Origin of the sequence: Neobacillus citreus, from assembly GCF_018343545.2 — a bacterium.
GTDB lineage: Bacteria > Bacillota > Bacilli > Bacillales > Cytobacillaceae > Neobacillus > Neobacillus citreus.
Genome location: NZ_JAGYPE020000018.1, coordinates 61435 through 83120, shown reverse-complemented (window position 1 = coordinate 83120; position 21686 = coordinate 61435). Strand labels below are relative to the sequence as shown.

At 42.2% G+C, this 21686-nt stretch carries 20 protein-coding genes; all 20 read left to right on the top strand.

Annotated features, from left to right (window positions below; genetic code table 11):
• Window positions 1-34 precede the first annotated feature (34 nt).
• The 20 genes from KHB02_RS12250 to spoVS all read left to right on the top strand — a co-directional run bounded on the left by KHB02_RS12250 (window position 35) and on the right by spoVS (window position 21683).
• Window positions 35-790, top strand: coding sequence for a ClpP family protease (locus tag KHB02_RS12250; RefSeq protein ID WP_213140751.1), 756 nt, complete (start codon window positions 35-37; stop codon window positions 788-790).
• On the top strand, window positions 787-996 hold the full coding sequence (locus KHB02_RS12245) for a YlzJ-like family protein (RefSeq protein WP_213140750.1): 210 nt from the start codon (window positions 787-789) through the stop codon (window positions 994-996). The genes KHB02_RS12250 and KHB02_RS12245 overlap by 4 nt, the downstream gene beginning before the upstream one ends.
• A gap of 140 nt (window positions 997-1136) precedes the next feature.
• Window positions 1137-3485, top strand: coding sequence for an FtsK/SpoIIIE family DNA translocase (locus KHB02_RS12240; protein ID WP_213140749.1), 2349 nt, complete (start codon window positions 1137-1139; stop codon window positions 3483-3485).
• A gap of 213 nt (window positions 3486-3698) precedes the next feature.
• On the top strand, window positions 3699-4424 hold the full coding sequence (locus KHB02_RS12235) for a GntR family transcriptional regulator (protein ID WP_213140748.1): 726 nt from the start codon (window positions 3699-3701) through the stop codon (window positions 4422-4424).
• A gap of 84 nt (window positions 4425-4508) precedes the next feature.
• On the top strand, window positions 4509-5594 hold the full coding sequence (locus KHB02_RS12230) for a BMP family lipoprotein (RefSeq protein ID WP_213140747.1): 1086 nt from the start codon (window positions 4509-4511) through the stop codon (window positions 5592-5594).
• Between the two features lie 209 nt (window positions 5595-5803).
• Entirely contained in the window at window positions 5804-7333 is a 1530-nt protein-coding gene (locus KHB02_RS12225; RefSeq protein WP_213140746.1) for an ABC transporter ATP-binding protein, read from the top strand.
• Entirely contained in the window at window positions 7326-8375 is a 1050-nt protein-coding gene (locus KHB02_RS12220; protein WP_213140745.1) for an ABC transporter permease, read from the top strand. The genes KHB02_RS12225 and KHB02_RS12220 overlap by 8 nt, the downstream gene beginning before the upstream one ends.
• The gene (locus tag KHB02_RS12215; RefSeq protein WP_213140744.1) at window positions 8376-9335 is read left to right on the top strand and encodes an ABC transporter permease; all 960 of its coding nucleotides are present in this window, start codon (window positions 8376-8378) and stop codon (window positions 9333-9335) included.
• Between the two features lie 156 nt (window positions 9336-9491).
• Window positions 9492-10772: an EF-P 5-aminopentanol modification-associated protein YfmF gene (gene yfmF / locus KHB02_RS12210; RefSeq protein ID WP_213140743.1), complete on the top strand. Its 1281-nt coding sequence runs from the start codon at window positions 9492-9494 to the stop codon at window positions 10770-10772.
• Window positions 10772-12067: an EF-P 5-aminopentanol modification-associated protein YfmH gene (gene yfmH / locus KHB02_RS12205; protein WP_213140742.1), complete on the top strand. Its 1296-nt coding sequence runs from the start codon at window positions 10772-10774 to the stop codon at window positions 12065-12067. Before yfmF ends, yfmH begins: the two co-directional genes overlap by 1 nt.
• Window positions 12068-12127: 60 nt before the next feature.
• Entirely contained in the window at window positions 12128-12850 is a 723-nt protein-coding gene (gene ymfI / locus KHB02_RS12200) for an elongation factor P 5-aminopentanone reductase (RefSeq protein WP_213140741.1), read from the top strand.
• An 81-nt stretch (window positions 12851-12931) separates the two neighbouring features.
• Window positions 12932-13177 carry a DUF3243 domain-containing protein gene (locus KHB02_RS12195; RefSeq protein ID WP_213116299.1) on the top strand — a complete coding sequence of 82 codons (246 nt, stop codon included), beginning with the start codon at window positions 12932-12934 and terminating at the stop codon, window positions 13175-13177.
• A 156-nt stretch (window positions 13178-13333) separates the two neighbouring features.
• Complete coding sequence (locus tag KHB02_RS12190) at window positions 13334-14122, top strand: DUF3388 domain-containing protein (protein WP_213140740.1); 789 nt, start codon at window positions 13334-13336, stop codon at window positions 14120-14122.
• 20 nt (window positions 14123-14142) lie between these two features.
• Window positions 14143-15054 (top strand): RodZ domain-containing protein, encoded by a 912-nt coding sequence (locus KHB02_RS12185; RefSeq protein WP_213140739.1) that lies wholly within the window; start codon window positions 14143-14145, stop codon window positions 15052-15054.
• 79 nt (window positions 15055-15133) lie between these two features.
• A complete protein-coding gene (pgsA, locus tag KHB02_RS12180; protein WP_213140738.1) occupies window positions 15134-15712 on the top strand; it encodes a CDP-diacylglycerol--glycerol-3-phosphate 3-phosphatidyltransferase in 579 nt (192 codons plus the stop codon).
• Window positions 15713-15738: 26 nt separating this feature from the next.
• Window positions 15739-16995, top strand: coding sequence for a competence/damage-inducible protein A (locus KHB02_RS12175; protein ID WP_213140737.1), 1257 nt, complete (start codon window positions 15739-15741; stop codon window positions 16993-16995).
• Window positions 16996-17448: 453 nt separating this feature from the next.
• Entirely contained in the window at window positions 17449-18489 is a 1041-nt protein-coding gene (recA, locus tag KHB02_RS12170; protein ID WP_213140736.1) for a recombinase RecA, read from the top strand.
• A 327-nt stretch (window positions 18490-18816) separates the two neighbouring features.
• Window positions 18817-20376 (top strand): ribonuclease Y, encoded by a 1560-nt coding sequence (gene rny / locus KHB02_RS12165; protein ID WP_213140735.1) that lies wholly within the window; start codon window positions 18817-18819, stop codon window positions 20374-20376.
• An 88-nt stretch (window positions 20377-20464) separates the two neighbouring features.
• Window positions 20465-21262: a TIGR00282 family metallophosphoesterase gene (locus KHB02_RS12160; protein WP_213140734.1), complete on the top strand. Its 798-nt coding sequence runs from the start codon at window positions 20465-20467 to the stop codon at window positions 21260-21262.
• Between the two features lie 160 nt (window positions 21263-21422).
• Window positions 21423-21683, top strand: a complete 261-nt coding sequence (spoVS, locus tag KHB02_RS12155) for a stage V sporulation protein SpoVS (protein WP_038541258.1) — start codon at window positions 21423-21425, stop codon at window positions 21681-21683.
• The last annotated feature ends 3 nt before the right edge of the window (window positions 21684-21686 follow it).

Genomic DNA, 21686 nt, shown 5'->3' with positions numbered 1-21686 from the left:
ACTAAAAGATATCATGCTTGAAGGGAGTATTGGGATGAATAACAATTTTATTAAAAATGACGCGGAGAATCCAGGGAGCACCGAGCCACAAAAAGAGGAAAAACCTGCTTCTCCTTTAGTAGAAAAAATACAGCAGCTTGGACAAACGAATGTCCCGCAATTATCCCCAGATTCAAAAATTCACTGTTTGACGATTGTGGGACAAATTGAGGGGCATATGGCGCTTCCACCGCAAAACAAAACGACAAAATATGAACATATTATTCCCCAGCTTGTAGCGATTGAACAAAACCCGAATATTGAAGGATTATTGATTATCTTAAATACGGTAGGCGGTGATGTTGAGGCAGGACTCGCCATTTCGGAAATGCTGGCCACTTTATCGAAACCAACCGTTTCGATTGTCCTTGGCGGCGGCCATTCAATTGGAGTTCCGATCGCTGTTTCCTGCACGTACAGCTTTATTGCTGAAACCGCAACGATGACAATCCATCCAATCCGCTTGACAGGACTGGTCATCGGCGTCCCTGCAACCTTTGAATATCTGGACAAAATGCAGGAGCGGGTTGTTAGTTTCGTAACCAAGCATTCAAAAATACCGGAAGAAACCTTTAAAGAATTAATGTTTGCTAAAGGGAATTTAACGAGGGATATCGGAACAAACGTGATTGGCGAAGAAGCTGTGAAATATGGGTTGATAGATGAAGTAGGGGGCCTCGGCCATGCGATGAAGAAACTGAATGAATTGATTGAGTTAAAAAAGGATGAAAATAAGGGACTGATTCAATGATTTTATATACGATGATGCCGCAGGAGCTAATATTCCCTTATGATGCAGATGCCTTCAAAAATCAGCAAACGGTTTCCTACCAGGGCATCCCTTTATTGGTCGAACAAACAGACCAGCAAAATTATCAAGTTATTCGTGTATTAAGTAGTGATCCGCAGCATTTTTTGAATGATCAGATTTGCCCTGGTGCAAAAATTTCTTTTTAAGGATAAGGGAAAACTATTAACACATTATGGTATAATAAGGGTAAAGAGACAAGAGCAGCCAAAATAAGGCTGCTTTTCTGCCTTTATCATAAAAAGTCGAGGCATCATTAGAATAAAATCAATAATATAAAGGTGATTGCATGGCCAAAAAAAAGAAACGACAACCGAAAAGACGAGATACCCAGCTAAAACGCACGGTCCAATATGAATTATCGGCACTGGCAATCCTAGCATTAGCGATTATTTCAATTGCAAAGCTTGGGGCCGTCGGCAGAGCAACCGTCCTGTTCTTCCGTTTTTGGATGGGTGAATGGTACATGCTTAGTTTACTGGGGCTGGTTATACTAAGTATTTATTTAATGTGGAAAAGGGAGATTCCATTTTTCTTTCATATTAAGCTTGTAGGCAGTTATTTTATTGTTTCAGCTATTCTTCTTTTGAGTCACGTTACATTGTTTGATTTGCTGAGCAATAATGGAAAATTTAAGAACCCTAGTGTCATCAACAATACATGGGAGTTATTCATGATGGAGGTCCGGGGGGAAACCAGTACACATGATCTCGGTGGAGGAATCCTTGGGGCCATATTGTTTGCTCTGTTTCATTATTTATTTGCAGAAACCGGTACAAAAATCATTGCCTTTATTTTTATTTTAGTAGGGTTTATTTTACTAACCGGCAAATCATTTGGTGATTTTGTAGCAAAAATCTTGATGGGGGTTTTTGGCTTTTCAAAAACCCAGTGGCAAGCTTTTAAAACGGATGTAGCCGAATGGAAACAGAAACAGCAGGAAAGGCGGACCGAGCGGAGCAATCAAAGAAGGCAGGCACAAGAAAACAGGCGGATTCAGCAGACTGCCGTAAACGTTCCCGAACCACGGGCTGATATAGACGAAGCTGTCATCCCTGAACCGTTAATCTCCAATTTTGCGGATCGGGCATATCAGGAGGAGCTGCCTAGGGAAAGACCGCAGCGAGAACCGGCCAAGAGCAGACGGAGCAAACAAGAGGAACCTGAGGAAGACAATACTCCTCCTATCTCATTTGCCGAAGTGGAAAATGCCTCCTATGAATTGCCGCCGCTCAGGCTTCTGAAACTTCCAAAGAAAACCGACCAAAGCGGTGAATATGAGCTGATTAATAAGAATGCAGCCAAACTGGAAAGAACCTTCCAAAGCTTTGGAGTCAAAGCACGTGTTACACAAGTGCACCTGGGACCTGCAGTGACAAAATATGAAGTCCATCCTGATGTCGGTGTTAAAGTCAGCAAAATCGTCAGCCTCAGCGACGATCTCGCATTAGCACTAGCAGCAAAGGACATTCGAATGGAAGCCCCAATCCCCGGAAAATCAGCGATCGGGATAGAGGTTCCAAATTCCGAAGTTGCAATGGTTTCACTAAGAGAGGTTTTGGAAGCAACGCAAAATGATAAGCCGGATGCCAAGCTAATGATTGCACTTGGCAGGGATATCACGGGCGAGGCCGTCCTGGCAGAATTAAATAAAATGCCCCACCTTCTTGTCGCTGGTGCAACAGGAAGCGGAAAAAGTGTATGTATCAACGGAATAATTACGAGTATTTTAATGCGGGCAAAGCCCCATGAAGTAAAATTAATGATGATAGACCCGAAGATGGTCGAGTTAAATGTTTATAATGGAATTCCCCATCTGCTTGCGCCAGTAGTGACAGAACCCAAAAAGGCCTCACAAGCGTTGAAAAAGGTTGTCAGCGAGATGGAAAGACGATATGAGTTATTCTCCCATACCGGAACAAGGAATATTGAAGGCTATAATGACCATGTTCGAAGACATAATCTCGAAGAAGATGATAAGCAGCCGTTGTTGCCGTATATTGTTGTCATAGTGGACGAGTTGGCGGATTTAATGATGGTTGCCTCTTCAGATGTAGAGGATTCGATTACTCGGCTGGCGCAAATGGCCCGTGCGGCAGGGATTCATCTCATTATTGCGACCCAGCGTCCATCCGTCGATGTCATCACCGGGGTCATCAAGGCCAATATTCCTTCCCGCATCGCCTTCGCAGTATCAAGCGGAACAGACTCACGGACAATCCTAGACATGGGCGGGGCGGAAAAGCTTCTCGGCAGAGGGGACATGCTCTTTATGCCAGTCGGTGCGACAAAACCGGTACGTGTCCAAGGTGCCTTCCTCTCCGATCAAGAAGTGGAGGACACGGTTGAATTTGTTATCTCCCAGCAAAAGGCTCAATATCAGGAGGAAATGATCCCAGATGATATCCCGGAGGCTGCTGGAGAGGTTGAAGACGAATTATATGACGAGGCAGTTGAATTGATTGTTGACATGCAAACGGCATCAGTTTCGATGCTGCAGCGCCGCTTCCGGATTGGCTATACAAGAGCGGCAAGACTGATAGATGAAATGGAGCTCCGCGGAGTGGTAGGGCCATATGAAGGAAGCAAACCTCGTGCGGTCTTAATTACGAAGCCAAACGAGGAAAAGAGCTCTTAAAAAAAGGGCCTTATGGCTCTTTTTTTATTCTACTTTTATGGAAAGTTGATAAAATAGTAATAGGCGTTAAAGATGATTTTTATCTTTTCGTCTTTTTTCGACAAAATCATGGATTTCTATTTATTTCTCGCAGAAAACATGATAAGATTATTGCGATTAGTAGGAATGATATCAGAGGTCTGATGTCTAAGGAAAAGGCTGGAGGAAAGCAGCATGTCCATCAAGTCAGATAACCGGCATTTATATTTACAAGTAATCGACCGGCTTAAGCAGGATATTGAAGATGGTGTATACAAAGAAAAAGAGAAACTGCCATCAGAATTCGATCTTGCCAAACAGCTTGGTGTCAGCAGGGCTACACTTCGAGAAGCATTAAGAATTCTTGAAGAGGAAAATGTGATTATCAGACGCCATGGGGTTGGTACGTTTGTTAACGCAAAGCCATTGTTCACATCGGGGATCGAACAGTTAAGCAGTGTTACTGACATGATCAAACAAGCTGGCATGAAACCAGGAACTATTTTCTTAAGGTCATCAACTCAAAGCCCATCGGAAGAGGATATTCGTCGTTTCTCATGTTCTGCTGATGAGGAAATGGTCGTGATTGAGAGAGTAAGAACCGCCAATGGAGAACCAGTCGTTTATTGTATCGACAAAGTTCCAGCACACATATTACCAGAAACCTTCTCTCATGGTGAAGAATCAATCTTCAACATATTAGGAGACGAGGCAAACAGAAGGATTACATACGCGGTTGCCCAAATCGAGCCGATTGGCTATCATGAAAAAATTTCCCCAATTTTAGAATGTGACCCGGAGACTGCATTATTGGTATTAAAACAAATGCATTTCGATGAAACGGATGAACCTGTCCTTTTTTCGGTAAACTATTTTAAGGCGGACAAATTTAGTTTTCATGTACTTAGGAAACGAGTGTAAAAATTTTTAATGGTAATGAAAACGCAATCAGTCCAGTTTTATACCATTTCTACTATCTAACAACATTCTTAGGGGGAAGATACCTTGAAAAAGCGTAAAGTTGGAATGGCGCTATCACTTGTTCTTGCTGCTGGAACACTATTAGGTGCTTGTGGAAAAAGTGATGACAACAAAGGAACTGAAACATCAAAAGGCGGAGAAAAAGGAAAATCATTCTCTGTAGCAATGGTTACTGACGTCGGCGGTGTAGATGACAAATCCTTTAACCAATCAGCGTGGGAAGGCCTTCAAAAGTTCGGTAAAGATAACGGCATGAAAGAAGGAAAAGGCGGTTACTCTTACCTTCAATCCAAATCAGATGCTGACTATGCAACAAACTTAAATACTCTTGCTCGCCAAGATTTTGACTTAGTATATGGGATCGGCTTCTTAATGCAGGCAGCCGTTGAAGAAATTGCAAAACAACAAAAAGACCATCATTTTGCAATCGTTGACGCTGAAGTAAAACAGCCAAACGTAGCAAGCATCCTCTTTAAAGAGCAGGAAGCAGCTTTCCTTGCGGGTGTTGCGGCTGCTTTAACAACTAAAACAAACCATATCGGTTTCATCGGTGGTATGGAAATTCCAGTTATCGAGCGCTTTGAGTCTGGCTTTCTTGCTGGTGTAAAGGCTGCTAAACCTGATGTACAGGTTGACGTTCAATATTCTGGTGCATTTGACAAAGCTGAATTAGGGCAATCCATCGCTTCTAAAATGTACTCTTCTGGTGCAGACGTTGTCTTCCACGCTGCTGGTGCTACTGGTAATGGTCTTTTCAAAGAGGCTGTTGACCGTAAAGCGAAAGAACCAAGCAAAGACTTCTGGGCAATCGGGGTTGACCGTGACCAAGCTGACATGGGTCCAGACGTAGTCTTAACATCTGCATTAAAGCGAGTTGACGTAGCAGTTCAAGACTTGTCCAAAAAGGCAATGGATGGCAACTTCCCTGGCGGAGAAGTGGTATTATACGGCTTACATGAAGATGGCGTAGGTTTAGCACCAGTTAACGCAAAGGCTCCAAACAAAGATGCGATTGATAAAGCGGTTAAAGACTACATTGAAAAAATCAAATCTGGTGACTTAAAAGTTCCTCAAACTCGTGATGAATTGAAAAACTTTAGTGCAAAATAAAACTACTAACAGGGAATAAGCGGATATTATTAAGATAATCCGCTTATTCCTTCTTAATGAATCTTAATTGAAGTGCAGAAATGATTTTCCGCCTTTCAATTAAGGTTTTAATGGGGAGATATCCCTGTTTTTTAAATCTTGGAAAGGTCTGACCTCTTACTTTTATTGGTCGGAATTTCCATCACCTTCATTACAGGGAGTGAGAAAAAATGGATTATGTAATCGAGATGCTAAACATTCGGAAAGAATTCGGCAGCTTTGTTGCAAATGATAACATTACTCTCCAATTGAAAAAGGGAGAAATTCATGCCTTGCTTGGCGAAAACGGAGCAGGCAAATCAACTTTGATGAACGTGCTTTTTGGTTTGTACCAACCAGAAGCTGGAGAAATTAGAGTAAAGGGAAAGCCTGTTAAAATTACCGATCCTAACGTTGCCAATGACCTTGGAATCGGGATGGTCCATCAGCACTTTATGCTAGTGGATACCTTCACAGTAACGGAAAACATTATCCTTGGCAGAGAGATTACATCTGCTGGCCGGATTGACATTAAAAAGGCAGAACAGGAAGTTCGGCAAATTTCCGAACGTTACGGATTGTCAGTTGACCCGCAGGCGAAAATTTCCGATATCTCTGTAGGTATGCAGCAAAGGGTTGAAATTTTAAAAACATTATACCGCGGAGCAGAGATTTTAATTTTTGACGAACCGACTGCTGTGCTGACACCGCAAGAAATTAAAGAGTTAATTCAAATTATGAAAACTCTTATTAAAGAGGGTAAATCTATCATTCTTATTACCCACAAGTTAAAAGAAATTATGGAGGTCGCCGACCGCTGTACTGTCATTCGCAAAGGAAAAGGGATTGGTACGGTAAATGTCAGTGAAACCAATCCAAATGAACTTGCAAGCCTTATGGTTGGACGGGAAGTTGTCTTTAAAACAGAAAAGAAGCCTGCTGAACCAAAGCAAGACGTTTTGCTAGTTAAAGATCTAGTAGTGAAGGATTCACGTGGTGTCACGGTTGTAAATGGATTGGATTTAACAGTTCGTGCCGGTGAAATAGTCGGGATTGCCGGGGTTGACGGTAATGGACAGTCTGAGTTAATTGAAGCGCTTACAGGATTGCGTAAATCGGATAGCGGCAGCATTCAATTAAATGGCAAAGAATTAATTAACCACACCCCTAGAAAAATCACGGAATCTGGAGTAGCTCACATTCCGCAAGACCGTCATAAACATGGACTTGTTTTGAATTATCCAATTGCCGAAAATATGGTTTTACAAACCTATTATCAGAAGCCTTTTTCTAAAAGCGGAGTCTTAAATTTTAAAGAAATTTATAATAAGGCAAGGAAGTTAATCAGTGAATTCGATGTCCGCACACCAAGTGAATATACGTTGGCACGCGCTCTTTCTGGAGGTAACCAGCAAAAGGCAATCATCGGCCGTGAAGTGGACAGGAATCCTGATTTGTTGATTGCAGCTCAGCCGACTCGTGGTTTGGATGTAGGTGCGATTGAATTTATCCACAAACGCCTCATTGAGCAGCGCGATCATGGCAAGGCCGTCTTGCTTGTTTCTTTTGAGTTAGATGAGATTATGAATGTCAGCGACCGGATTGCTGTTATTTATGAGGGGAAGATCGTTGCTGTTGTCAATCCAAAAGATACAGACGAACAAGAACTTGGATTGTTAATGGCAGGATCGAATAGAAAGGAAGCGGGTGCAAATGTCTAAGCGCTTAACAGGTATCTTAACACCGATCATTTCGGTGTTATTAGGAATCATCGTGGGAACCATTATTATGTTAATCAGCGGATATGACCCGGTTGCTGCTTATACAGCACTTTGGAACGGGGCTTTTGGGGAAGTTTACTATGTTGGGGAAGTTATTCGCCAGTTTACACCGTATATTTTGGCTGGTTTAGCGGTAGCGTTTGCTTTCCGTGTTGGCCTATTTAACATCGGGGTAGAGGGACAATTTATTGTCGGTTGGCTGGCATCGGTCTGGGTAGGGGTTGCTTTTGACCTTCCAAAAGTCATACATCTGCCGCTTGCCATCTTGGCAGCTATTGTTGCAGGTGCCCTGTGGGCCTTTATCCCTGGCTTTTTGAAGGCGCGTTTTCGCGTCCATGAAGTTATTGTCACCATTATGTTGAACTATGTTGCTTTGCATGTGACTAACTATATTATAAGAAATGTTCTAGCTGCTAAGAGCGGTGATAAGACAGAAATGATTCATGAATCTGCAAGCTTGCGTTCAGAATGGCTCCAAAGCCTGACAGATTATTCCCGTCTTCACTGGGGAATTATCCTTGCAATTGCCTGCTGTTTTATCATGTGGTTCTTATTGGAAAAAACAACAAGAGGATTTGAATTGCGGGCAGTTGGTTTTAACCAGCATGCTGCTCACTATGCGGGGATGAATGTAAATAAAAATATCATCCTTTCAATGGTGATTTCCGGCGCTTTTGCTGGATTGGCCGGTGCAATGGAGGGACTTGGAACCTTCGGATATGCGGCCGTTAAAGGCGGATTTACCGGTGTAGGGTTTGACGGAATCGCGATTGCCTTGCTTGGTTCTAACACGGCATTAGGGGTATTCTTCTCAGCGATTTTATTCGGTGCCTTAAAAGTAGGGGCTTTAAACATGCCGCTTGAAGCGGGTGTGCCAAATGAACTAGTTGATATTATTATCGCACTTATTGTTTTCTTTGTTGCATCCAGCTATATAATTAGAGCATTTCTTGATCGAATCGGTAAGAAGGGGGTGAAGTAAGTGAGCTTAATGGACATTTTAACAATTGTTGTTCCATCTACACTTTTATGGGCTGCTCCACTTATCTTCACTGCGTTAGGCGGTATTTTTTCAGAACGTTCAGGTGTCGTTAACATCGGTCTCGAAGGATTAATGGTTATTGGGGCATTTACTTCCATCGTGTTTAACTTAACATTTTTTGATACATTCGGAAATGCAACCCCTTGGCTTGCCATCTTAGTGGCGATGGTCGCCGGTGCCATTTTCTCGTTATTGCATGCAGTAGCGTCCATCACTTTTCGAGCTGATCATACCGTTTCCGGTGTAGCTATTAACTTACTGGCAGTTGGTTTAACAATGTTCCTTGTTAAACAAATTTATGGTAAAGGTGAAACTGGGATTATTTCCAAGGGCTTCAGCAAAATTGATGTGCCTGTTTTAAAGGATATTCCAGTTATTGGGGAAATATTTTTCCAAAATACTTATTGGACATCCTTTGTAGCGATTATCGTTGCTATTATCGTTTGGTATATTGTTTATAAAACACCGTTCGGCCTTCGTCTTCGTTCTGTCGGAGAGCATCCGATGGCGGCAGATACAATGGGAATCAATGTAACTAAAATGCGTTATTTAGGTGTAATGCTTTCTGGAGCACTTGGCGGAATCGGCGGTGCTGTCTATGCACAGTCCATCACTTCTAATTTCAGTCATGCTACCATCAGCGGACAGGGCTTCATGGCGCTGGCGGCCATGATTTTTGGAAAATGGCATCCACTTGGAGCACTTGGAGCAGCTATTTTCTTTGGATTCGCACAAAGTATTAGTATCATCGGTTCAAGCTTGCCATTCTTAAAAGAAATACCAAATGTGTATTTGTTAATTGCTCCATACGTTTTAACTATTCTAGCCTTAACTGGATTCATCGGCCGCGCCGATGCCCCAAAGGCAGTTGGAACACATTATATAAAAGGAAGCAGGTAGATACTTGCTTGGACTCCCAGATTTTCTGGGGGTTCTTTTTTTATAACTTGAATTGTACAGGTTTAATAGTATAGGTTTTATATGAAAGGAAAAAATATAAAGAAAAATGTTTTCATATCATATGTTAAGACCCTTTAACAGACAGGAGGAAGATAAATGGAAGCAGTCGTTGAAAAAATAACGCAAATGCAAGGCTATAAACTCCATGTTGTTGAAACTGATAAATATAAAACGAATACTCTGGTCTGGCGAATGAAAGCGCCATTGTCAAATGAGGATGTCACGAGAAGAGCACTTCTGCCCTATGTGCTGCAGTCCAGTTCTGCCAAATATCCAACGACGACACAGCTCCGTTCCTATTTGGATGACCTATACGGAGCAACTCTTTACGTCGATTTAGGAAAAAAGGGCGAGTATCATATTGTCAGCTTTCTGATAGAAATTGCAAATGAAAAATTCTTGACTGACCATAGTCCTTTATTGAAAAAGGGATTTGAATTATTGTCAGAAATTTTGACGAAGCCCAATGTTTCCGGCCAAGCGTTTGATAAGGAAACAGTTGAAAAAGAAAAACGCACACAAAAGCAAAGAATTCAATCAGTGTATGATGATAAAATGCGCTACTCCAATGTTCGCCTCATTCAGGAAATGTGCAAAGGAGAGCCATATGCTCTAGAGGTTAATGGCGAGGCTGAAGCTGTCGATGCAATTACTCCAGAAAACTTATTCGAATATTTCCAGAGAGCCTTTAAAGAGGATGAGATGGACCTTTACGTGATTGGCGATGTAAAGGAAGAAGAAGTGAAGACTATTGCTGAAGGGCTTCTGCAATTTGAAAATCGCACTCCACAAAAGTCTTCCGCTGCTAAGGTTCAAAACAGAACAGAAGTAAATGAGGTTAAGGAAGTTCAAGATGTCAAACAAGGAAAATTAAATATGGGCTACCGGACAAATATCGTCTTTGGCAATCCAGATTATTTTGCATTGCAGGTTTTTAACGGCATTTTTGGCGGCTTTGCCCATTCGAAACTGTTTATCAATGTTCGGGAAAAAGCAAGTCTAGCCTATTATGCAGCCAGCCGGCTTGAAAGCCATAAGGGCTTAATGATGGTCATGTCGGGAATCGATAATAAAAATTATGATCAGGCTGTTAAAATCATTCGCGAGCAAATGGAAGCAATGCAAAAGGGTGACTTTACGGACGATGAGCTAGTTCAAACGAAAGCCGTCATTCGCAACCAAATTCTTGAAACCATTGATACATCGAGGGGATTGCTCGAGCTCCTATATCATAACGTCGTTGCAAACCAAGATATTAAGCTCGAATCATGGATTACAGATATGCTGAAAATAACTAAAGAAGAAATTATCGCAGTGGCTAATAAGATAAACCTTGATACCATTTATTTCTTAACAGGAACGGAGGCGGGCAAGTAATGGAGAAAATCAGCTTTGACCAGCTTCAAGAAGAGCTTTATCACGAGAAAATGTCAAACGGCTTACATGTCTATATCTTACCGAAAAAAGGCTTTAATAAAACTTATGCAACCTTTACAACTAAGTATGGTTCGGTTGATAATACATTTGTACCTTTGGGAAAAGACAATTTTGTCAAGGTTCCTGATGGGATTGCCCATTTTTTGGAGCATAAGCTATTTGAAAAGGAAGATGGCGATGTCTTTCAGCAATTCAGCAAACAGGGAGCATCGGCCAACGCCTTTACATCATTTACACGGACTGCCTATTTGTTTTCAAGCACTTCAGATGTTGAAAAAAACTTAGAAACATTGGTGGATTTTGTTCAGGACCCATATTTCTCTGACAAAACAGTGGAAAAAGAGAAAGGCATCATTGGGCAAGAAATCACGATGTATGACGATAACCCAGATTGGCGCTTATATTTTGGGATCATCGAAAATCTATTCCAAAACCATCCTGTCAAAATTGACATTGCGGGAACAATTGAGTCCATTTCTGAAATTACAAAAGAATGGCTGTATGAGTGCTATAATACTTTTTATCACCCAAGCAACATGCTTTTGTTTATTGTCGGAGCGGTTGACCCGGACAAAATCATGAAACAGGTAAAAGATAATCAGGCCAAGAAAGACTATAAGGAAATGCCTGAAATAAAGCGGAAGTTCGAAGACGAGCCCTTGAAGGCTGCGGAGAAAAAACAGGTATTGCAAATGAATGTGCAAACCTCGAAATGCTTGGTTGGCATGAAGGCGCTGCATGTGGATCAGCAAGGCCCGGAAATGTTAAAAAACGAGTTAACCATGAATGTGCTCCTTGATTTACTATTTGGGAAGAGCTCTGAAAACTATTACGAGCTATATAATGACGGATTGGTTGATGAATCCTTCTCCTTCGATTACACGCAGGAGCAGGGCTTTGGCTTTGCGATGATCGGCGGCGATACGAATAATCCGGACCAGCTAGCGGACAGAATTCAAAAAATCCTGTTGGATGCAAAGGGTGCCCACACATTTACTGAAGAACAGCTAGAAAGGGCTAAGAAAAAGAAAATTGGTGCATTCTTGAGGGCGGTTAACTCTCCTGAATATATCGCAAACCAATTTACCCGCTACGCCTTTAACGACATGAACCTATTTGATGTTGTGCCAACACTTGAAAAAATCACTCTGGCTGACGTTCAGTCACTGGCTTCGGAAGTAATTGCCGACGAGCGGATTTCAGTCTGCCAGGTCGTGCCTAAAAATAAACAATAGAAATCCAGAGGCCTGCCCCTTAGGGATCAGGCCTCCTTATATAAAGAGAGAGTGAACAATATGCATAAATATGTTCTTATTACGGGAGCGAGCGGAGGAATCGGCCAGGCGGTTGCTTACCATTTGGCAGAAAAAGGCTATCATCTTTACTTGCATTACAATCAAAATGAAGAATCGATTAAAGAGCTGCTGAATAAGCTTTCCCCCTTTAAGGGGGAGTACATACCGATTCATGCTGATTTGGCAGAGCCTGAAGGTTATTTAAAGGTTAGCTCGCAAATCTTTTCGCTGGATGCGATTGTCCATTGCGGAGGAATGGGGCAATATGGATTGTTAATGGATTTAAAGCTTGACGAAGCGATGGCACTCATGAACGTCCATGTATTAAGTCCCTTAATGCTGACAAAAGAACTTTTGCCAAAACTAATCAGTAAAAAATCAGGAAATATTGTTGTGATCACGTCCATTTGGGGGCAAACTGGTGCCGCCTGTGAAGTGGCCTATTCTGCCGCTAAAGGGGCGCAGATTGCCTTTGTAAAGGCCTTAAGCAAGGAAGTTGCATTAAATGGAATCCGCGTGAATGCCATCGCTCCTGGGGCGGTAGATACGCCGATGATGGCCGGATTTACGGAGGAAGAAACCGAAAGAATTGCCTTTGAAATTCCAATGGGCAGGCTGGGGCAGGCCGAAGAAATTGCTAAGGGTACAGCCTTCCTTTTATCTGATGATTCCAGTTATATTACTGGACAGGTGCTTGCCATCAATGGCGGCTGGTATACCTAAAAATTCATATTTTCAGGATGTATAGAAACTGCCTCCGTTTTGCAAAATATACTTGTACCATCTAAAAAAGGAGGCAAAATTATGTCTGTTTTAGATAACTGGAAACAATGGCAGGACTTCCTTGGGGATCGCCTAAACAACGCACAATCTCAAGGAATGAGTGAAGGAGCAATCAACACCATTGCTTACCAAATTGGCGACTATCTGGCAAGGAACGTTGACCCAAAGAATGAACAAGAAAGAGTTCTTTCCGATATGTGGTCAGTTGCCGATCCACAGGAGCAGCAAGCCATTGCCAACGTAATGGTTAAGCTTGTAAAACAATAATGTGTAAAGAGAGGAGAAATCTCCTCTCTTTTTTGATAGATATTAATTACTATTTGGACATGTTTTTTCTTTCATCTTCTATCAAAATCATTTATGATAAGGTTTAGGGCGTTTTTGAAATAGAAAATGATTGATATCCTAAATGGGGGTTAAAGCATGAAGAAAGAATGGTATCTAGAATATGAAATTACAAAAAACCGTCCGGGTTTGTTAGGTGATATTTCATCCCTCTTAGGAATGCTTGCTATTAATATTGTAACTATTAATGGTGTCGATGAAGGAAGACGCGGCTTGCTAATACTGGCAAAAGATGATGATCAAATTAAACGTCTTGAGTCAATTTTAAATACAATGGACACAATAAAACTAATAAAATTAAGAGAACCAAAACTGCGGGACCGTCTTGCTGTCAGACATGGCCGCTATATACAACGGGATGCAGATGATAAAAAAACGTTCCGATTCATCAGAAGCGAGCTTGGGGTTTTAGTGGATTTTATGGCAGAATTATTTAAGGAGGAAGGCCACAAGCTGATTGGCATTCGCGGCATGCCTCGTGTCGGTAAAACCGAATCACTGGTCGCCGCAAGCGTTTGTGCCAATAAGCGCTGGCTGTTCGTCTCTTCAACCCTGCTTAAGCAAACGATCCGCAATCAGCTAATCGAAGACGAATACAATGCAAATAATCTGTTTATTCTTGATGGGATTGTATCGACCCGCAGGGCAAATGAGCGGCATTGGCAGCTAGTCCGTGAAATTATGCGTCTCCCGTCTGTAAAGGTGATTGAGCATCCGGATATTTTCGTCCAAAACTCCGAGTATACGCTTGATGATTTTGATTATATTATTGAGTTAAGGAATCACGCTGACGAAGAAATTACATATGAGGTAGTTGATCAACACAATATGTTCTCCGGATCGGATTTTGGAGATTTTGATTTTTAAAAAATTGGAAGGTGTTAACGGTGACTGAATTAGGGAATCGATTAAAAGAAGCCCGTTTAGCCAAAGGTTTGAGTCTTGATGATTTGCAGTCTATGACAAAAATCCAAAAGCGTTATTTGGTTGGAATTGAGGAAGGCAACTATTCAGCCATGCCCGGAAATTTCTATGTGCGGGCATTTATTAAGCAGTATGCAGAAGCCTTACATCTAAATCCCGAAGAGCTATTTGAAACGTATAAAAGTGAAATCCCGGCTTCCTATAGCGATGAATTGCCTCAGCAATTATCAAGAGTAACGACGCACAAGAAGATTTCACAAGGAAATTCGAAAATTTTTGATGTGCTGCCAAAGGTGTTAATTGGTGTTTTTGTCATTGGTATTGCTAGTCTTTTATATTATTTTTTCGCAACGAATGCGGGTACAGATTCAAATCAATCAACGAACAAGGATAATGAGCAGGTTAAATTAGTCAAGAACGAGAAGCTTGAAAAAGCACAAGCCGAAGAAAAGGCAAAGGAAGATAAAAAGAAAAAAGAAACTGTTAAGGAAGAACCAAAAAAGGAAGAAACCACAACACCTGTTGAAGAAACTCCGAAGCAAGTTTTATCAGTAGTACAAACCAGTGGAAGAAATTCGACTTATTCGTTAAGTGATGCTGATAAATTCGTGGTAAAGATTGTTTCTAGGGGTGTATCCTGGGTCAGTATAAAGAATGGCAAAGGAAAATCTTTCTATTCCGGAACACTGCAAGCAGGCGGTGTTGATACCCAGACTATTGATTTATCAGCAGAAACTGAAGCTGTTATTATCGTCGGAAAAACGGTAGATGCGGACATTTATGTCAATGATCAAAAGCTTGAGTATGCAGTCGCACCAACTGAGAAGGTTCGTCAGGACATTACGATCCAATATGTTCCGAAGGTCCAACAATAGTCATCCTTTCGATGGCTATTTTTGGCGTGTATTTTATAGTGCTCATGAAAGCACGCTGGTTTTTTAGGAGGAAATTTTGATGAATATACCAAATAGAATTACTGTTTCAAGAATATTTTTAATCCCGATATTTATGATTGTTATGTTGGTTCCTTTTGATTGGGGACAAATGTCCTTACTTGGGGCGGACATGCCTGTTACGCATTTCGTCGGGGCGTTGATTTTTATATTAGCCTCCACGACTGACTGGGTAGACGGCCATTATGCCCGTAAATATAATCTTGTAACAAACATGGGAAAATTTCTCGATCCGCTTGCCGATAAGTTGCTTGTTTCAGCGGCTTTGATTGTTCTTGTGGAACTTGGGTATGCCCCGTCTTGGATTGTCATCATCATCATCAGCCGGGAATTTGCTGTCACAGGCCTCCGCCTCCTGCTTGCAGGCGAAGGAGAGGTTGTCGCAGCCAATATGCTTGGGAAAATTAAAACCTGGACACAAATTATTGCGATTTCTGCATTACTATTACATAACATTATTTTTGCGCTGATCCCTTTCCGCTTTGATATTTTGGCATTGTGGGTCGCGATGTTCTTCACGATTTGGTCAGGATGGGATTATTTTGCAAAAAATAGCCATGTGCTGAAGAATTCGAAGTAAAATTTGATTTGTAAGGGGCGATAGATGTGAATGCTGAGATTATTGCAGTTGGCTCAGAGCTTTTACTCGGGCAGATTGTGAATACGAATGCACGGTTTCTATCTCAGCAATTAGCTGAGCTCGGAGTGGATGTATATTTTCATACGGTGGTTGGCGACAATCCTGAGAGGCTTAAGGCAGCGATTGACATTGCCGAGAAGCGTTCGGAAATCATTATTTTTACCGGCGGACTGGGACCGACCAAGGATGATTTAACGAAGGAAACAATTGCCCGCCATATTGGTACAGACCTTGCGCATGATGAAACAGCACTAGAATCGATTGAGGATTATTTTAAACGAACTAACCGAGTAATGACGGAGAATAACAGGAAACAGGCATTGGTTTTGAAGGGATCTGAAGTTTTGCCGAATGACTTTGGCATGGCTCCAGGTATGGTGATGAAAACGGGCGGTCATATTTATATGCTCCTCCCAGGACCGCCAAAGGAAATGGAACCGATGTTTTCCCGCTATGGCAGACAGGCGCTTGCTTCGGCAGCCGGCTCGACGGAACAAATTGTCTCCCGGGTACTGCGCTTTTTTGGGATTGGCGAAGCCGCCCTTGAAACGGAAATTATTGATTTGATTGATGCTCAAAGCAACCCGACGATTGCGCCGCTTGCCGGTGATGGGGAAGTGACGTTGCGTCTGACCGCTAAGCATGTGGATACTGCTGCTGCAGAGGCTATGTTGGATGAAGTGGAGTCGAAGATTCGCGGGCGTGTCGGGCAGTATATTTATGGGTATGGCGATGCCTCATTGTTAGAGGAACTGACGAAGACATTAAAGGCTGGGCAATTAACCATTACGGCAGCTGAGAGTTTAACAGGCGGGCTGTTCCAGCAGGAGATTACCTCGATTTCCGGAGCTAGCTCTGTATTCAAAGGCGGCGTTGTATGTTATGCCAATGAAATTAAGCGGGATGTTGTCGGGGTTAGGCATGAAACGCTTGATCAGCATGGGGCTGTAAGCGAAGAGTGTGCCCGTGAACTAGCGGAAAATACAGCTCGAATGTTTGGGACTGATGTCGGAATTAGCTTTACCGGTGTGGCCGGACCGGATGAACTGGAAGGGAAACCGGTTGGGACCGTTTATATTGGAATCGCTGCTGCTGGTAAGCCGACGGTCGTTGAAAAATTAACTCTTGCTGGTGGAAGGGCCGCCAACAGGGTGAGGGCTGTTAAATTTGGATGTTATTTTTTATTAAAGTTGTTAAAAGCTGAACCACAGGATACCGTTTAGGTGTTTTGTGGTTTTTTTGTTTTTGAAGGTATGGGAAGAGCGGGAATATCATGAGGACAATGTATGAGAAGGAAGAGTATCTCTCTAGTGGTAAAAATAGAGCGATTATTTTACCCGTTTGACGTGAAGGAGAAGGGCAACGGTAAAAATAGAAAGGTAATATTACCTAGTAAGCTGGTTGAAAGCATGCATTGGTAAAAGATAGTGATTTCTCGCCTTTTTTAGTTTTCTGACAACAAGTGAATTCCCCTTTTTTATTCAGAAACCCTCACGAAAAATACAATTCTACAAGATTTTTTGTAATTTTCCCTGCTTTAATTACTCAGAAAAAGGCAGAATAAATGTTCGTGTTTTTTCTCGACAAAAACTCAAAAAGAGGTTATATTAATAATAGGTTTCGTTTAATAGATTCCAGCAATAATATTATTTTATATATAAAAGGAGGAACTATTTGTGAGTGACCGAAAGGCCGCCTTAGAAATGGCGCTAAAACAAATAGAGAAACAATTCGGTAAAGGTTCCATCATGAAAATGGGAGAGCAGCAGGAAACAAGAATTTCCACAGTACCAAGTGGTTCCCTAGCACTGGACGTAGCACTTGGTGTTGGCGGATATCCTAGGGGACGTATTATCGAGATATATGGTCCCGAATCATCTGGTAAAACAACCGTAGCCCTTCATGCAATCGCAGAAGTGCAGGCAAAAGGCGGACAAGCGGCGTTTATTGACGCTGAGCATGCCCTGGACCCAACTTATGCCCAAAAACTAGGCGTAAACATTGATGAACTATTATTATCCCAGCCGGACACTGGTGAACAAGCACTTGAAATCGCCGAAGCATTGGTACGAAGCGGTGCAGTTGATATCATCGTAATCGACTCAGTAGCTGCTCTAGTTCCAAAAGCTGAAATCGAAGGTGAAATGGGAGACGCCCACGTAGGCTTACAAGCTCGTTTGATGTCCCAAGCACTTCGTAAACTATCAGGTGCAATCAATAAATCTAAAACAATCGCTGTCTTCATAAACCAAATTCGTGAAAAGGTGGGTGTCATGTTCGGGAACCCCGAGACGACACCTGGCGGACGCGCGCTGAAGTTCTACTCGACAATCCGTCTTGAAGTCCGCCGTGCTGAAACCCTTAAGCAAGGCACTGAAATGGTCGGTAACAAAACAAAAATTAAGGTTGTAAAGAACAAAGTTGCGCCTCCATTCCGTACGGCTGAAGTCGATATTATGTATGGAGAAGGCATTTCAAAAGAAGGCGAAATCGTCGACATGGGATCGGAACTAGAAATTGTTCAAAAAAGTGGTTCCTGGTATTCCTATAGCGATCAAAGAATCGGACAGGGCCGGGAAAATGCAAAATTGTTCCTAAAGGAAAACCCTGATATCCGCCTTGATATCCAAACAAAAATCCGTGAACACTACGGGTTGGATGGTGAAAAAACTGTCACTGAAGTGGATGACGATGATCAAATTGAGCTACTAGATTAATTTAAAGAGCAAAGCCTTTTCTCTAAGGTTTTGCTCTTTTTGAAACGGAATGTATTTTTATTCAGTAATATACATGAAAAATACTTCTGTAAAAACTGCCCATGTCCCAGTCCCGTCATACTAAATTCGAAATATTTCAAAATGCCAATCGGACTAAACCTTGACAATGATTGGCACCACATTTACAATTAACATGTATATTTTACATTTTTGGAAATATTACATTGCGAAAAAGCCGTAGTGCTTGCTGTATGTTGAGTCTAAACAATGTACATGCCGACACTTAAAAAATGTAAGAAAAGTTCATAGCAAGAGGAGGTGTAACGATTGGATTTAATTACTATCATCTCCATTTTGCTTGGCCTTATCGTCGGTGCCGTTGTTGGCTATTTTATTCGTAAATCCATTGCTGAAGCAAAAATAGCAGGAGCTAAAAATGCTGCAGAGCAAATCTTAGAGGATGCAAAACGCGATGCTGAATCCTTAAAGAAGGAAGCCCTGTTAGAGGCAAAGGATGAAATTCACAAGCTTCGTACCGAAGCAGAACGTGAGGTTCGTGAACGAAGAAATGAACTGCAAAAACAAGAAAACCGTTTACTGCAAAGAGAAGAGAATTTAGACAGGAAGGATGAAACGTTAAACAAGCGTGAAGTTCTTCTAGAAAAGAAGGATGATTCTCTAAATCAAAGACAACAGCATATTGAAGAGATGGAAAGCAAAGTGGACGAGTTGGTACGTACACAACAATTAGAACTCGAACGAATTTCGGGCTTAACTCGTGAGGAAGCGAAGTCGATCATTATAGATCGGACTGAGAATGAACTCGCTTATGAAACCGCGATGATGATTAAGGAAAGCGAAAATCGTGCAAAAGAGGAAGCTGACAAGAAAGCGAAAGAAATACTTTCCTTGGCTATCCAGCGTTGCGCAGCTGACCATGTAGCGGAAACAACTGTCTCAGTCGTAAACCTTCCAAACGACGAAATGAAGGGCCGTATCATTGGACGTGAAGGACGAAACATTCGTACCCTTGAAACGTTAACAGGTATTGATTTAATCATTGATGATACTCCTGAAGCTGTCATTCTATCAGGCTTTGATCCTATTCGTCGGGAAACCGCTCGCTTGGCGCTTGAAAAGCTTGTTCAAGACGGCCGCATCCATCCAGCCCGGATTGAGGAAATGGTGGAAAAATCACGCCGTGAAGTGGATGAATATATCCGTGAGGTTGGCGAACAGACCACCTTTGAAGTTGGCGTTCATGGACTCCATCCTGACCTGATCAAAATCCTTGGCCGCCTGAAGTTCCGTACAAGCTACGGTCAAAACGTGTTAAAACACTCAATGGAAGTAGCACAGCTTTCGGGATTATTAGCTGCAGAGCTTGGACAGGATGAAACACTGGCAAGACGGGCCGGACTTCTCCACGATATCGGGAAAGCAATTGACCATGAAGTGGAAGGAAGCCATGTCGAAATTGGTGTTGAGCTAGCGACCAAATACAAGGAACATCCAGTAGTCATCAACAGTATCGCTTCACACCACGGTGATACCGCACCAACATCGATTATTGCGGTCCTTGTTGCAGCAGCTGATGCCTTGTCAGCAGCAAGACCAGGTGCACGAAGTGAAACTCTCGAAAACTACATCCGCCGCCTTGAAAAGCTTGAGGAGATTTCCGAATCCTATGAGGGTGTTGAGAAATCCTTCGCTATCCAAGCAGGCCGTGAGGTTCGGATTATGGTCAGACCGGAAGCAATTGATGATTTGGCTGCACACCGCCTGGCACGGGATATCCGGAAGCGAATAGAGGAAGAGCTTGACTATCCAGGTCATATTAAAGTAACAGTTATCCGTGAAACTCGGGCTGTTGAATACGCGAAATAAAGCGGTGCTTTTGCATCGCTTTATTTTTTTGCATAAAAAAATATGCTAAACTTCTAATAACACATTTTATTTACGAAAGGGCAAAAACATGAACATACTTTTTATCGGCGATGTCGTCGGTTCTCCAGGCAGGGATATGGTGAAAGAATATCTGCCAAGATTAAAAGAAAAATATCGTCCGCAAATAACGATTATTAATGGTGAAAATGCCGCAGGCGGTAAAGGAATTACGGAAAAAATTTACCGGCAATTTTTAGAGCAGGGTGCACAGGCTGTAACATTAGGCAATCATGCCTGGGATAATCGCGAAATATTTGAATTTATCGATCAAGCCAAATATTTAGTCCGCCCGGCCAATTTTCCGAAGGACACGCCTGGTAAAGGAATTATTTTTCTGAAAATAAACAGCTTTGAAGTGGCAGTCATCAATTTACAGGGAAGGACATTTATGAATCCAATTGATTGCCCGTTTCAAAAGGCCGATGAGCTCGTCACATTGGCGCGGACACGAACACCATTCATTTTCGTTGACTTCCACGCTGAAGTGACGAGCGAAAAGCAGGCAATGGGCTGGTATTTGGACGGAAGGGTATCGGCTGTTGTAGGGACCCACACACATGTCCAAACAGCCGATAACCGCATTCTTCCAGGGGGAACAGCCTATTTAACTGATGTGGGTATGACGGGCCCGTATGACGGCATTCTTGGCGTGGAAAGGGAAGCGGTCTTGAAACGATTTCTTACAAGTCTGCCGGTACGATTTGAAGTCCCAACAGGAGGAAGAAATCAATTAAGCGCAGTGCATATGGTTCTGGATCAAAAAACAGGCCTTGCCAAAAAAATTGAACCAATCTTAATCAATGATGACCATCCTTGGTATTCATAGGAGCAAACACTCTCGTTTGCTCTTTTTATATGCCTTATTTTTGTCCAAGCTGGAATATGTTATTTGATTCGTGAATATAGTAGCAGTGGAATGTTTTATACCTGATTGATTCATGAAACTGCTCATGCGGGATCGGGATTATTACAAGGGGGAGCTAGGAATGGAAATATTAAAAGTTTCAGCAAAATCTAATCCTAATTCTGTAGCTGGTGCACTTGCCGGAGTTCTGCGTGAAAGAGGTGCAGCAGAAATACAGGCAATAGGTGCGGGTGCATTAAATCAAGCCGTTAAGGCAGTAGCCATTGCAAGAGGATTTGTAGCGCCTAGCGGAGTTGACTTGATTTGTGTCCCTGCGTTTACAGATATTTTAATCGATGGGGAAGAACGCACAGCTATAAAGTTAATTGTAGAACCGCGGTAGAAA

Bases quoted from the DNA above. Each gene is read 5' to 3' on its own strand.
- KHB02_RS12250 (WP_213140751.1), top strand. From the start codon at position 35: ATGAATAACAATTTTATTAAAAATGACGCGGAGAATCCAGGGAGCACC.
- KHB02_RS12245 (WP_213140750.1), top strand. From the start codon at position 787: ATGATTTTATATACGATGATGCCGCAGGAGCTAATATTCCCTTATGAT.
- KHB02_RS12240 (WP_213140749.1), top strand. From the start codon at position 1,137: ATGGCCAAAAAAAAGAAACGACAACCGAAAAGACGAGATACCCAGCTA.
- KHB02_RS12235 (WP_213140748.1), top strand. From the start codon at position 3,699: ATGTCCATCAAGTCAGATAACCGGCATTTATATTTACAAGTAATCGAC.
- KHB02_RS12225 (WP_213140746.1), top strand. From the start codon at position 5,804: ATGGATTATGTAATCGAGATGCTAAACATTCGGAAAGAATTCGGCAGC.
- KHB02_RS12220 (WP_213140745.1), top strand. From the start codon at position 7,326: ATGTCTAAGCGCTTAACAGGTATCTTAACACCGATCATTTCGGTGTTA.
- yfmF (WP_213140743.1), top strand. From the start codon at position 9,492: ATGGAAGCAGTCGTTGAAAAAATAACGCAAATGCAAGGCTATAAACTC.
- yfmH (WP_213140742.1), top strand. From the start codon at position 10,772: ATGGAGAAAATCAGCTTTGACCAGCTTCAAGAAGAGCTTTATCACGAG.
- ymfI (WP_213140741.1), top strand. From the start codon at position 12,128: ATGCATAAATATGTTCTTATTACGGGAGCGAGCGGAGGAATCGGCCAG.
- KHB02_RS12195 (WP_213116299.1), top strand. From the start codon at position 12,932: ATGTCTGTTTTAGATAACTGGAAACAATGGCAGGACTTCCTTGGGGAT.
- KHB02_RS12190 (WP_213140740.1), top strand. From the start codon at position 13,334: ATGAAGAAAGAATGGTATCTAGAATATGAAATTACAAAAAACCGTCCG.
- pgsA (WP_213140738.1), top strand. From the start codon at position 15,134: ATGAATATACCAAATAGAATTACTGTTTCAAGAATATTTTTAATCCCG.
- KHB02_RS12160 (WP_213140734.1), top strand. From the start codon at position 20,465: ATGAACATACTTTTTATCGGCGATGTCGTCGGTTCTCCAGGCAGGGAT.
- spoVS (WP_038541258.1), top strand. From the start codon at position 21,423: ATGGAAATATTAAAAGTTTCAGCAAAATCTAATCCTAATTCTGTAGCT.